The organism is Chamaesiphon sp. (assembly GCF_041737865.1).
Taxonomy (GTDB): Bacteria; Cyanobacteriota; Cyanobacteriia; order Cyanobacteriales; family Chamaesiphonaceae; genus Chamaesiphon.
The window spans coordinates 1-13,041 of record NZ_JBGSQZ010000262.1; the positions used below are offsets into that span (position 1 = coordinate 1).

At 46.7% G+C, this 13,041-nt stretch carries 11 protein-coding genes; 6 read left to right on the plus strand and 5 right to left on the minus strand.

The window, feature by feature from the left end; genetic code table 11:
• The first annotated feature begins 144 nt into the window (after positions 1–144).
• Positions 145–474: a hypothetical protein gene (locus ACEW9J_RS19965; RefSeq protein ID WP_373546842.1), complete on the plus strand. Its 330-nt coding sequence runs from the start codon at positions 145–147 to the stop codon at positions 472–474.
• Between the two features lie 167 nt (positions 475–641).
• Positions 642–1,154, plus strand: a complete 513-nt coding sequence (locus tag ACEW9J_RS19970) for a hypothetical protein (RefSeq protein WP_373546843.1) — start codon at positions 642–644, stop codon at positions 1,152–1,154.
• On the opposite strand, the gene rdgB is transcribed toward ACEW9J_RS19970, so the two are convergent.
• Positions 1,125–1,718 carry an RdgB/HAM1 family non-canonical purine NTP pyrophosphatase gene (gene rdgB, locus ACEW9J_RS19975; RefSeq protein WP_373546844.1) on the minus strand — a complete coding sequence of 198 codons (594 nt, stop codon included), beginning with the start codon at positions 1,716–1,718 and terminating at the stop codon, positions 1,125–1,127. The genes ACEW9J_RS19970 and rdgB overlap by 30 nt on opposite strands.
• Before the next feature lie 102 nt (positions 1,719–1,820).
• Between rdgB and ggt the strand changes: the two genes are divergently transcribed.
• Entirely contained in the window at positions 1,821–3,617 is a 1,797-nt protein-coding gene (gene ggt / locus ACEW9J_RS19980; RefSeq protein ID WP_373546852.1) for a gamma-glutamyltransferase, read from the plus strand.
• 349 nt (positions 3,618–3,966) lie between these two features.
• Positions 3,967–4,548 (plus strand): phycobiliprotein lyase, encoded by a 582-nt coding sequence (locus ACEW9J_RS19985; RefSeq protein ID WP_373546845.1) that lies wholly within the window; start codon positions 3,967–3,969, stop codon positions 4,546–4,548.
• A gap of 47 nt (positions 4,549–4,595) precedes the next feature.
• Here ACEW9J_RS19985 and ACEW9J_RS19990 read toward each other — a convergent pair whose 3' ends face one another.
• From ACEW9J_RS19990 to ACEW9J_RS20000, 3 genes are all read right to left on the minus strand, one after another.
• Positions 4,596–5,234, minus strand: coding sequence for a hypothetical protein (locus ACEW9J_RS19990; RefSeq protein WP_373546846.1), 639 nt, complete (start codon positions 5,232–5,234; stop codon positions 4,596–4,598).
• 292 nt (positions 5,235–5,526) lie between these two features.
• Positions 5,527–6,324: a PD-(D/E)XK nuclease family protein gene (locus tag ACEW9J_RS19995; protein ID WP_373546847.1), complete on the minus strand. Its 798-nt coding sequence runs from the start codon at positions 6,322–6,324 to the stop codon at positions 5,527–5,529.
• Positions 6,325–6,531: 207 nt separating this feature from the next.
• Positions 6,532–9,150, minus strand: coding sequence for a transglycosylase domain-containing protein (locus ACEW9J_RS20000; RefSeq protein WP_373546848.1), 2,619 nt, complete (start codon positions 9,148–9,150; stop codon positions 6,532–6,534).
• A gap of 219 nt (positions 9,151–9,369) precedes the next feature.
• Between ACEW9J_RS20000 and ACEW9J_RS20005 the strand changes: the two genes are divergently transcribed.
• Positions 9,370–10,617 (plus strand): response regulator, encoded by a 1,248-nt coding sequence (locus ACEW9J_RS20005; RefSeq protein WP_373546849.1) that lies wholly within the window; start codon positions 9,370–9,372, stop codon positions 10,615–10,617.
• A gap of 154 nt (positions 10,618–10,771) precedes the next feature.
• Positions 10,772–12,271: an Hpt domain-containing protein gene (locus ACEW9J_RS20010; protein ID WP_373546850.1), complete on the plus strand. Its 1,500-nt coding sequence runs from the start codon at positions 10,772–10,774 to the stop codon at positions 12,269–12,271.
• Positions 12,272–12,385: 114 nt separating this feature from the next.
• On the opposite strand, the gene ACEW9J_RS20015 is transcribed toward ACEW9J_RS20010, so the two are convergent.
• On the minus strand, positions 12,386–12,862 hold the full coding sequence (locus ACEW9J_RS20015; protein ID WP_373546851.1) for an MEKHLA domain-containing protein: 477 nt from the start codon (positions 12,860–12,862) through the stop codon (positions 12,386–12,388).
• Positions 12,863–13,041: the final 179 nt, after the last annotated feature.

Sequence of the window (13,041 nt, forward strand, 5' to 3'; positions counted from 1 at the left end):
TTAGAGCATTTTTTTACTCTTATTATCTCACCCCCTCGTTTCAATACAATTGTACGCTCTTGCTTCAGATTTCACCCACCTGACATTCCTCTCGATCATTACTAGGCTTGCATTCGATCGTTGCTTGTCACCCCTTCAGGGTAATTGGTTACTGGCGGACAAGGATTTGTGGGAACTAATTTAATTGCCAAACTCCAACAGTTTGGAGTTAAGCGGATCGTTTCTGTCGATCTCAGTACCGATTGGTTCGAGCAAGTTAAAATCGATACGGCTGAAACAGATCGAGATATTCCGGTTACTTATTATTGTAGTGATGTTCGAGATACTCGATCGGGTACGACAAAGGAGCTACCCAAGCCAAGTACCGATGGTTCAGATCCGTTGACACAGGTAGTAAGAACAAGCATGAAAGGAGAATCGCTAGACAGTATTTTTGCGATCGAACGACCACAAATGGGCAAACTAAACTTTTAGCAGTCAGAGATATTGGTTGGCCGATTAATACTCTAGACTTAGGATTATATAAGATATTAAGATCCGGTCGAGATATTCCCATCTACTTTAAAGGACTTCCGGCTGGATATGAAAGTCATGTATTCTTGGGGCAACTAGATCTCAGTGGCGATCGAGAAATCCTGCCTATGCTTAATGTTTTAGAAGCAGATCGTAGCGAAATATCTCAAGCTGGAGATATGGTAATCTCCGAGACGATCCCATTCGATCCAGATATCTTGGATCGAGCGATCTCCAATATCAAAGCAGCACTTGCGTCTACTGATGCAAAGATCGAGCAAACAGTAATCGACTCTCAAAAAGAAATTGTCCTTTCCTCATTCGTGCGCGCAAATCCTTTGCGGTTACTAGACATTTTGAAATGGGGTGTCAGTGCAGTGGAAAAATCGGCGGGAGGAGTCGATCTTAGTTACGATCGAGAGATTGTCGAACTACTGCTAAAAGGTGTGGATATTGCAAGGTGCCCATGGGAAACCAAGCTCGATTTGCTCCAATCGCTTCACCCAGTAGTCTCCGTCAGCATTCAACCGATCGAACAGCGTCGCTCAGGCAATCTGCTCCAACGGAGGAAGAAGTACAGAGTCTCAAAAAATCGGCTCAAAGGAAAAAATTTAGATCCCGTTACTGGCGATCTGAGCTAATTTTTTGCTAACGATCGCAAAGGCGATCCCACGATGACTGATACTGCGCTTGGTTTCTACGGACATTTGAGCGAAAGCAAGTTGTTTTTCGGGTACATAAAAAATCGGATCGTAGCCAAAACCATCGATACCCACAGGTGCAGTCAGAATTTCGCCCCGACAAATCCCTTCTGCTGTAACGGCGATGGTACCATCGGGACGCGCCACAGCCACAGCACAGACAAATTGCGCCTGTCGCTGCTGTGGAGCTGGGAAATCGCTCAATTCTCGTAAGAGGCGATCGATCCGCTCCTTGTCGCTATTGGCATACCGCGCTGAGTAAATTCCTGGTGCGCCAGCGAGTGCATCTACCTGCAATCCTGAGTCATCAGCGATCGTCCAACAATTCAAGGCGATCGCCACCTCTGAGGCTTTGAGACTAGCATTGGCAGCAAATGTGTCTCCTGTCTCATCTACATCCAATTCCGCTGGTTTGAGGCTCAATTCCCAGGCACTATCGCTCAGATATGCCTGCATTTCCCGCAGTTTGCCAGGATTGCTGGTGGCTACAATTAGTTTTGTCATCAGTTAGAGAATAGGAGATAGTTGATTATACAGATGTCTGAATTTCCTGTCGGTTGCACGGACATGTGTGTTTTTAACAGCAGTGGTGCAGAGGGGAAGATGATGAGAACGATCGGGTATTTTTATCGCTACACGGTGACGGTTGGCTCATTTCTGATTCTAGCCAGTTCTGTGCCAGTTTTAGCAGCTTTTCCACGTCCGACTAATAGTCAAAATGGAATGGTAGCATCCGCTCATCCGCTGGCGACTCAGGCGGGGGTGGCGATCCTCCAACAAGGTGGCAATGCGATCGATGCAGCCGTAGCAACTACCTTGGCGATTTCAGTTGTCGAACCGTTTTCGGCGGGGATTGGGGGTGGGGGTTTTATGCTAACCAAGATGGGGAAGGACATTCGATCCCTAGATTTTCGCGAACGCGCACCGCTGGGAGCATCCCGAAATATGTATCTAGATGCTCAGGGGAAAGTGCGTCCAAATGCTAGTCTCGAAGGACATCTGGCGGCGGGGGTACCAGGGACGATCGCCGGACTAGCCGCAGCCCACAAGCAATATGGTAAATTACCCTGGCGGACGGTAGTAGCTCCAGCAATTAAACTCGCCCGAGAGGGGTTTAAGGTGAGCGAAATCTATACCGAGCAAGCCAAATCGAAACAGAAACTATTAGCGAGTAATCCAGCAGCACGAGATATTTTTACGCGCAATGGACAGCCTTTACAACCAGGTGAGCGACTGGTTCAACGGGATTTGGCACGGACATTAATCGCGGTGGCGCGGAATCCGCAGAACTTTTATACCGGATCGATCGCACTTGCCATCGATCGCGATATGCGCCAGAATAAAGGCTTAATTACCCTTGCAGATCTCAAATCCTATCAACCCAAGTGGCGAGAGCCTGTGTGCGGTAAATTCCGCCAATACAACGTCTGTTCGATGGCTCCACCATCCTCTGGGGGGGTACATTTACTCCAAATCTTAAATACGATCGGTAGTACGGATTTAGCTGCTCTCGGTTGGCATAGTCCCGACGCGCTGCATCTACTGATTGAGTCGATGCGAATTGCTTATGCGGATCGATCGGAATACCTCGGCGATCCTGATTTTAATCGAGTACCTGTATCGGCGTTGACTAATCCGGCCTACGCGAATAAACGCCGTCAGGAAATCAGGATCGATCGAGCGCGTCCATCTACTACAGTACAACCAGCCACACCAGAACTCCTCAACCAATTCGATCGGGGAGCAGCGGCTGTACCAAATCGCTCCGCCGTCAGGGTGCCCGTCGTAGCTACTCGTGGGGCGGATACTCCACGAGCTGAATCGCTCGAAACTAGTCACCTGACGATTGTCGATCGAGATCGGAATGTTGTCAGCCTGACTTTTACTGTCAATTATCGATTTGGGGCGGGGGTAGTAGTACCAGGAACGGGGATATTATTGAACGACGAAATGGATGATTTTGCGATCGCCCCAGGTGTCCCCAATGTGTTTGGATTAGTTGGTGGCGATAAAAACTCGATCGCACCTGGGAAAACACCGCTATCTAGTATGACACCAACGATCGTCACTGAAAATGGTAAATTTCGGTTGGCGATCGGCGCACCTGGAGGGAGTACGATTATCACTACCGTCCTGCAAATCTTGCTCAATGTCCTAGAGTACAAAATGGATGTCGGTGCAGCCGTAGCAGCAGGGAGAATTCACCACCAATGGCTACCAGATCGAGTCAATGTCGATCCGTGGGGATTCGATCCTACCACACTCGCCGAGTTACGCCGTCGAGGGCATCAGATCGAAGCCCGCAGCTATTGGGGTAATGCCAATGCGATCCAACAGCTTCCCGATGGGCGACTAGAAGGTGCCGCAGATCCGCGCGGGGAAGGTATCGCCAGCGGATTTTAGAGCGGCTGGGATCTACTCCCACCTCGATCGAATTAGAGATCTAGGGTAGTGGGTGAATGGTGAATGGTGAATATCGATCTACTCAGATCTTGCGCCAGTATAAAAATATTAGTAATCAACGTAGATCTAGGGTATCCACAAGGGGCACCCCTACAGGTTAATTGTGTCGGGGTGCCCTGTCTTGTCGTTTTTTTATGCGGGGGGAACCCCCGCATAAAAACGCCGCTTTATGGGTACCCTTAGATCTACGCTTTTACTCAAGTCTACGCAATCGACAATATTTATAGACTGGGATAAGATCTGGGTACGGCTAGACCGATGCAACTATTCACCCTCCACTAATGTATCTATGTCACTAATTGCGCCAATGACGATGATGGACTTCTTTCGCAAAAGCGAGGGAACTTGGTTGACTCTGCGTGCGGTTCATCATTTCGATCTGGTGGATGATGAGTCGGGAGAATCTAATTTGATCGTGCAAGTCGTCGCCCAAAACGATCCTAAAGTTGCGGCGATCTGCGAACAGCAATCGATCGATCCCGCCCGCGCAATGGGTGGCGGGAGATTTATGTGGCAAGCTAATCTAGATGATGAGCCGCCCAATGCCGACTATGGTGCAGTACTAATTGATGTACCAGATGATGAGAGTAAACTATCTGGGAAATTGATTCGCGATCGCGGTTATGTTGAGAAGATTCCCGTAATCTCGCGGTATTGGTTTGGTAAAGATGGGATTTTGACGATCGATACTGAGTATGACAACAATCAGGGACAGGAACGGTGCTGGTTTATCACTGATGACTTCCGCGTACGTGTCAGCAGCGTCAGAATGACTAATGGGGTGAATCTCACCACTTACTGTTCCGAGCGACGCTGTATCAGCGATAACACCTTAGCGGCGATGATCGATCGTAATTTGGCTAGAGTTTAGTGGATGGTGGATGGTGAATGGTTAAAGTTGCGTAACGATCGTCAGTCTCATTTTTTGAAGCGAGTAAGTAGAGTGGTAATTGGTGTTGTCAGCCAGTCAATCTTTTTTTGCTTGTCAAATTTCCGTAAAAAGCCACCATAAGTTCGCAGCTTCACCGATGAGTTTCTATTGATATCGCGCTTGCGAAGTTGTTTTTTGGGATTGTCAAAAAACTCTCGATCTTGCCCGCTAATCAATAAGCCGTGAATGCGATCGGCATCAACTTTATCGATTAATTGATTGGAAATTAAAATTTGCTCTAGATTACTAGTGCAAAAATTCAATCGCTCGAACGATCTTTTTGCTACTGTCGCGAGTTGAAGATCGTCTTTCCACGTCTGCTCTTGCGGCCCAGCAAAAATAATCGCATGCCAACTCACACCTTTTCTTTCATGATAGCAACCACAAATATAATCTGGGCGGTTGATGTCGCTCAGAATCAGATTAGGCGATAAAAAATAAATTTCATCACAATCAATATAGCCTTGTTTTAGTAAGTAAGCACACAGGGAAATATTCTGGTCGAATAATCCTTTAACTTCACCGATCTTACTATTACTACTAATTTTATTTACTAATGTAGCGATCTCTTGCCGAGTGACTCGATCTGGATCTACTTGAAATGGTTGCAAGTGTTTTAAAGACATAGTAATTCAGATTACCATTGGTACATTCGGTAGCAAAGTTAATTAGTTGATAGTTGATACTATGCCTACGGCAGGCTAACGCCAACAGTACAAGTAGTTGATAGTTGACAGTGATTAGTCACATTGAACAAAGAATAGGAGCTATGGCTTCGAGGTTGAAATCCCAGCAGGACATCCAATTATCACCCTTCTGAGCGGGTAAAGCCTAGCTATCAATTATCAACTATCAATTATCAATTAATTTAATTATGCCCAGTTACCGATCGATTATTGAGGTTGTGTATTACCAATATCAGCGCGTGGTGCTATAGTCGCAGCGATAATTGACGGGACACCATCGACAATGAGTACCAGGATGAGGGGGAAAGAGTCGATCGAAGCAATCCATATTTGTCTGATAGGCTTGCCGTTGCTGTTGGTGTAATTTGGCAATCTGAGCCAATTTACGGGCGGTTTGAGCGAGACTCTCATCAGTTGCTGTGATGAGTTGGGAGCTAGTCATCGTCTCCAAATTGTAAAAGGAAGCCACCGGAGTGCGATCGGGATAAAGATAAGTACAGGCTAAAAGATAGACCTCTGCTTGGCGCAGATCTGGCGCGGCAAGTCCTGTTTTAAAATCAATAATGTGAATGTTATTGTCGATCGACTTGACGATACAATCAAAGGCGGCGAGGAGGTGAAACTGGTAGCCATCAACCTCTAAGACGATCGGTGGTGGGATCGGTTCGTCCCCACGATTTAGAACTAAAATATCTCGATCGAGCAACCAGGGATCGGCTTGATACTGGCGCAAAATCTGCATCACTCGATCGCGGATGGTGGCAATCTCGTAGTACAGGTACAATCGATCGGCAACGCGTTCGCACCCACTCGGATGCTTGAGTAGGAGTGGATCTTGATGGAATTCATAGACTCCTTGTTGAGCCAATTTCCCGACCTTTTGCCAGATGGTTTCGGTGACTGGTGGTGGCTGGTCATCGCTGCGAGCTGGTTGAGTCCATCGCAACCCTCGCTGCATCTGACAGTGCGTATCTTCCCACCCGATCGCAGGCTCAAATTGCGACCACAGGTGATAGCTGGCAAATTCCATGAGAGTTGAGAGTTGAGAGTTGATAGTTGAGAGTTGATAGTTGATAGGCGATTCAAATTGTAGGGTGGTCACTGTCCACCAGTCTCAGCTACTTTAGAGCCTCCTAAACTACCCTCTACCCCTAAAACCTAAAGCCCAAAGCCTAAAACCTAAAGCCTAAAGCCCAAAGCCTAAAGCCCAAAGCCTAAAGCCTAAAGCCTAACGACCCTATTCTGCGCTAGAGCGACGACGGCGGGAGCGACGGGGAGTGTCGGAATTGCTATTACTGGTAACTGCTTCCTCAGACGATCGCGAACGCCGCGAACGACGGGGCGTGTCGGAACTGTTGCTGTCAGTTGTGGCTTCCTCGGACGATCGAGAACGCCGCGAACGACGGGGAGTCTCCTGAGCAGAAGTATTATTGGTTGTCTCCTCAGCACGACGACGTGAGCGGCGGGAGCGGCGAGGACGATCCTCTGAAGTAGAATTATTGGTCTTTTCGTCATCAACTCGCTCGCCATCTTTGGACATGGGGAGATTGCGCTGATAGCGGGGACGGATCGGATCGAGCTTGAGTTCGGGTTTACGTCCGCTGAGATTGTCGGGGCGCGGGGGGAAGTCTTCGGGGGGGAAGTCTTTGACGGCAGTGGTCATAAACCGCGACCAGGCGTAAGCAGCGGTGCTACTGGCGTTACCTGTGGGGTTATTATTGTCGTTACCCAGCCAGACACCAGTAACGAGTTGGGGGACAAAACCAATGAACCAGAGGTCGCGCTCTTTATCTGTAGTTCCGGTTTTACCCGCTACAGGGCGACCGATTTGGGCAGATGTGGCTGTACCTTCATTGACGACACCACGCATCATCCAGGTCATAATAGCGGTGGTACCAGGTTCAAAAACTTTGGTGGGTTGGGGTTTATTTTGATAGAGGATTTCACCTTTCTGGTTGGTGACTCTGGTGATGCCGTGAACTGGAGTGTGGACACCGCGAGCGGCAAAGGTAGTATAGGCACTGGTTATTTCTAGTAAGTTGACTTCTAGTCCACCGAGTGCGAGGGAATAAAATGGTTCGAGTTTGGATTCGATCCCCATTTTTTTGGCATTGTCGATGACGGGTTGCCAGCCAGTATCGAGCAGGATTTTGATCGCGATGATGTTGACGGAATTAATCAACGCATCGTGCATGGTGATGTAGCCCTTGAAGCGTTTGCCTGCGTTTTTGGGCTTGTAACCATCGACATCAAAGGGGGCATCGAGATAGGATTTATTGGGGCTAATCCCCCCCGCGATCGCGGTAGCATAGACGATCGGTTTGAAGGTCGATCCAGGTTGGCGTTTGGCTTGGGTGACGCGGTTGAACTGGTAGGTTTCAAAGTCGGTACCGCCGACCATCGATCGAATCCCGCCCGTACGCGGATCGATACTCACCATCGCTGCTTGTCCGAAAGAACCCCGATTATTTTTGACGGTGGAGTTGACAATTTCTTCGGCTTTGGTTTGCCACTCTGGATTGAGGGTGGTTTCGACGAGCAAACCACCTTGCTTAATTACTGCGGCAGAGACTCGTCGGGGCAGTTCTTGCTCGATGTATTTGGTAAAGTACCGCGCGGCTTGTTCTTCCCGTTTGAGGGGGCTGCGTTTGGGTTTTAGGGATTCGGCTTTGGCTGTTTTGGCTTCGGCAACTGTGATAAATTTGGCATCTGCCATGCGATCGAGTACCAGATTGCGGCGTTGTTCGGCAAATCGGGGATTGACAAATGGCGAATATTTATTTGGTGCAGGTGGCATAGCGGCGAGGGTCGCCATTTCTGCGAGGGTGAGTCGATCTACAGTTTTGCTGAAGTATACCCAGGCGGAATCAGCGACTCCGTAGCTACCTTCGCCGAGATAGACGAGGTTGAGATAGCGTTCGAGGATCTGATCTTTGGTGAGTCCTTGAGTCAGTCTTTGGGCGAGGCGAACTTCTCGCAGTTTGCGCCAATAACTCCGTTCCTGATTGAGGTATACCATCCGCGCCAACTGTTGGTTGATGCTACTTGCGCCTTCGACTAAATTTTTGGATGTGACGTTTTGGACTAGTGCCCGTGCGATCCCTTTGTAGTCTACGCCGTCATGTTCGTAAAAGCGACGGTCTTCGATCGCCACAAAGGCTTGTTTGAGTTTGTCGGGCATCTGCCAGACTTTGAGTGTCTCGCGGGTGGCGTTGCCCGTTTGGAGCAGAACACTCCCATTTAGTGCTTCAATCGTAATCGTGCCTGGGCGAACGTAGCTCAGAGCAGCCGAGGGATCGTACTGACTAACACTGCGATCGACAAATATCCAAGCTCCAGCGAGTCCGAGTAGGCCTAATCCTAGACCGGAACCAGCCCAGAATAAGGGATTTTTGTAGAGTGGTTTGGCACCCTGAAATGGTTTTGCTAGGGTGGAACCGACCCGTCCTATCGACGTACCGACGGCGGTTAAAAATGGACTCCGCGCTCTTTTGTCGATCGATGTCGCCGATTTTTTGGATGGAGTCACCGCCGGAGCAGTTTCTTCACTAGCCGCATTTTGCGTTAGGCGGGCTGCGGATGTGGGTAGATTAGAAGTAGGGGATGTGGGGTAGAGATCGGCAGCAATATCTGTTGATGAGGCACGACCTCCTCTGATTCTGCGGCGTCTCGACTCAATTGCGGAGATCCGCTCCCGACGATCTGCTGGAGCGGTTAAGCTATTGAGATCGCCAGATATTGGTTGACGAGGATCGCGAGGTTTGCCTGCGCTAGTTAGCGACAGTTTTGTGGATAGTTTCCTTAACCTAGCGAATAAATTCAACACGTCAACTCCTAATATAAACCTGGCAGTCATCAATCCGATTCAATGGCGATCGCGAATTTAACTGGCGATCCTCGCCAATACTTCGTTCTGTGCTGACACGCTAATGTTAATTGAGAATAATAGCGTACTCGGTGATTAGTAGGGAATACTAATAATAACTCGTAAAAATCAGTCATCACAATTATACAAGACATCTTAATTGTTAAGCATTAAACCGCGCTGGTCTGGACTATCCTATTTTCTTGCACAATGAACAACGATCTTCACTATCTGACGGCTGTTGACCCACAACGTAATTCAATCGGTAGATTTCAGTATCTAAGCTGGGGCGAGTTTACGGGTACAGTGAATGTTGCAGTGGCATCAGGACAGGCGTGGGAGATCGTATTTTACCAAGGACAGATCGTCTGTAGTATCGATCGCGCTCGACCAAATCGACTCTGGCAAAGGCTACTACGCGCTCATGTGGGGTATGAGTATATCGGCATCGACTTGTTGTCTGAGGCAGCACATCACAGTTCCTGGCTGGGATTCGAGCAAAAAAAAGAATACTGGCATTATCAAGGCGCGATCTCGTTGATGCAGCTTAGTGAAATTAAATCATCCGAACTCACGGCTATTTTAACTACTGCCGCACAAGAAACCATTTTTGACTTGCTCCAGTACAGTCAAGGACAAAAGTTGACCTTTCGATCGCAGTCCGAAATTTTTGCCGAGCGACCACTAATATTAGTTAATACCGAAGCAGTTATCGCCCAAGCCGAAATCATGTGGCAGGAGTGGCATACTCAAAGATTGGGAAATATTTCACCAAATAAAACTCCAGCGATCCGGCATCCCGTCCAACTATATCGTCAAACCACCCCAATTATTTATCAAAATTTGGTGCAGGTGATTACAGGTAAACGGACACTGCGTGAAATTGCCGCAGAGATTGATGAGGACTTATTATTACTGACACGATCTTTGACTCGTTATATTCAGACTGGAATCGTCGAATTAATCGATCTTCCCGATCTCAAATTGCCTCTAATCGCTCGTCAAGCCTTGCCTATGAGCAAAACCGCGATTGACAATAGTGTCCGTACTCCATCAATGCCACCAAAACCGATTCAATCCAAACTAGTAATTTGCATTGATGACAATCCAGAAGTTTGCGAAAGTATGAGATCGATCGTTACTGATGCTGGGTATCGGTTTATAGCTATTCAAGATGCTACTCAAGCTTTACCAAGATTGCTCGAAAATAAACCAGATTTAATTTTTCTCGATTTGATTATGCCTAAAATTAATGGCTATGAAATTTGCGGTCAAATTCGCCGGATTTCTACTTTTGCACAAATTCCCATTGTTATTCTCACAGGTAAAGATGGTTTACTCGATCGAGTTCGCTCCAAAGTTGTTGGTGCTTCGGAGTTTACCTGTAAGCCAATTACTAAACATGCGATCGTGACATCATTAGCTAAATATCTCAGTAGCTCAGTGATAGAATCATAAATATGAAGAGCCTAAATTATCAGCTTAATCCCTAGATGTCGGGCATGAAGTACGAGATGATTTTATCAATTTGAACTCAGATCGAATTGCTACAGAGACAAATATTTAAGCATCAACTATCAACTATCAACTATCAACTATTAACTATCAACTAATGATGAATGACTCACAAATTCAAGCACAAGCCTATAGTTACTTTTTAGCTGAAGCACCAGAATTGCTGCAAACGATCGAGCAAGAAATTCTCACACTCCCAACCGAGCATACCACCGCCAAGGTGCATAATTTGATGCGGGCACTACATACACTCAAAGGTGCCGCCGCCAATATTGGATTGGCTACAATCGAGCGAATCGCTCATGATTTCGAGGACTTGACGCGAGTTTTTTACGATCTAGAAGTGACGATCGATATATCGATTCAAGCATTGCTACTAGATGGCTATTCAGGATTGCATGAATGTTTGAATGCTCAAATTAACAATCGCCAGATCGATGAACTAGCAGTTATCGATCGAATGAGCGAGACACTCGCACAGTTGAAATTAAAGTTGGGTGATTGGAGTGAGGCTGATATTGCCCTACCGACAGCGATTGAGTTAGGTTTTGATATTGTCGCTTCAATTTTTGAAACCACGATTCAAGAACAGATTGATGAAGTAATTACGGTCATTGCTACTCACGATTCGATCCAGATCCAGGCATGTCTTAATAGTGTTACCGATATCTGTATCAGTCTAGCCGAATCATTTGAACTACCTGGCTTTTTAGCAATCAATCAGGCAATCGTTGCGGCAATTTTGCAGCACCCAGATCGACTTGATGAGATTGCCTTATTTGCTGTAGTCAATCTCCAACAAGCGCAAACTGATGTATTAGCAGGCGATCGAATTATTGGCGGAATTGTCTCTACTGAACTGGCTAAATTGGCTGAATCAGTAGAATTCGATCGTCCTCAAATTAAACTAGAATTGGAGCGAATAGAACAACCGATCGCTTCATTGGCGGAGCCGCTCCAGCAGAATATCGATCTACCATTGGAGATCGAACAAATAGATCCGATCGCTAGTAAAGAAGCTAAATTAAAAGCATTTCAAGTATTTTTAATCGGTGACAAGTTTCGGAAGCGACATGAATTTAATAGTGAAAATCAACATCTATTTAACCAAATTGTTCGACTTTGCTGGGACTGGTTTCGGCATGAGATCCAACCGCAGCAGTCCGAACTAAACTTAGAGATATTAGTGATGACAGAAGGTTTAGCCGATCTAGATTATGTCCATCACTGGATTGGATTATTATTGCAAAGCTTGAGTAAATCTAGTGATGATAGAATTGCAGTGCTGCCTCAACAATCTAGTCTCGATCTTTATCGTCAGTGTTGTATTTATCAAGTCGTCTTTGCTGTAGCAAAATACCTATCGGATACAGGAATATCCTCACAGCTTGCACCTCATTTTTTGACTGAGTTGCGATTGCATCTCCAACATACTGTCAATACTTATCAACAACAATCGCCTGTCACTGCGAACGAGCGCGGTTGGATCGATCGCATTATCCTTCCTCACCACTGGACATCTGTTTCAGTAATGCCAATTGGCGAGGATCTTTTATTATCAGAGATCTGGGGTAAAGCCGATTTTGGCAAGAGCTAGGATACTCCCTTGCCACTCAATCAATAGACATCACCATCCACTATCCACCATCCACCATTCACTATTCACCCCCTACACCAAATGTCTAATTTGACACAGGTACGGAAGTAGGCTTTATCGATATTTTTTAAACCAAGCTGCTTGTCCGTATGGATCGCCATTACTAGTAAACAGATTCCAGATTGTTACGTCCAATATCTCGAACTCTGTTCCAGTCTTACTAATCCGCATTCCACTATATCCACTGATATAGTTTTGCAACTTGACTCGTTCCATCGCTGCTAATCTTGTCGCTCGATCGACTGGCTTTGCTGTACCTTGAGAGTGCATAGTTGTCAATTGTGCCCAGGAAATTTCCCAGAGTTTTAATACGCGATCGTTACCATAATTCAAAATTGGATCTGCTGTACAATCGTGACTCAAAATATAAAAATCTGCATTAAATACTTGTTCTCCTAAAGTCTCTTCCGAAAATCCATACTCCTCAATCAAATCGTAGGATGTCCATCTCTTTAAGTTTTCTAGCACGATCGAGAGATGATCGCGGTAGTAGTTATTACTAGCATCAGGCGGCGGTATCGATCGAATCATTTATCAAAGTGCCGAAGCTATGGCTTCGGGGTTTAAATCCCCCACCTTTAGGTGGATTGTTTTTAGGCTACTGGGGCGCGAGAGCTTCTGTGGGGAGCGGATTAATTGTCGCCAGAGCAAATCTGACACCCTAGTTTTTACTCTTCAACCGCCCTCAAATGAATTTGGGGCTAACGGCA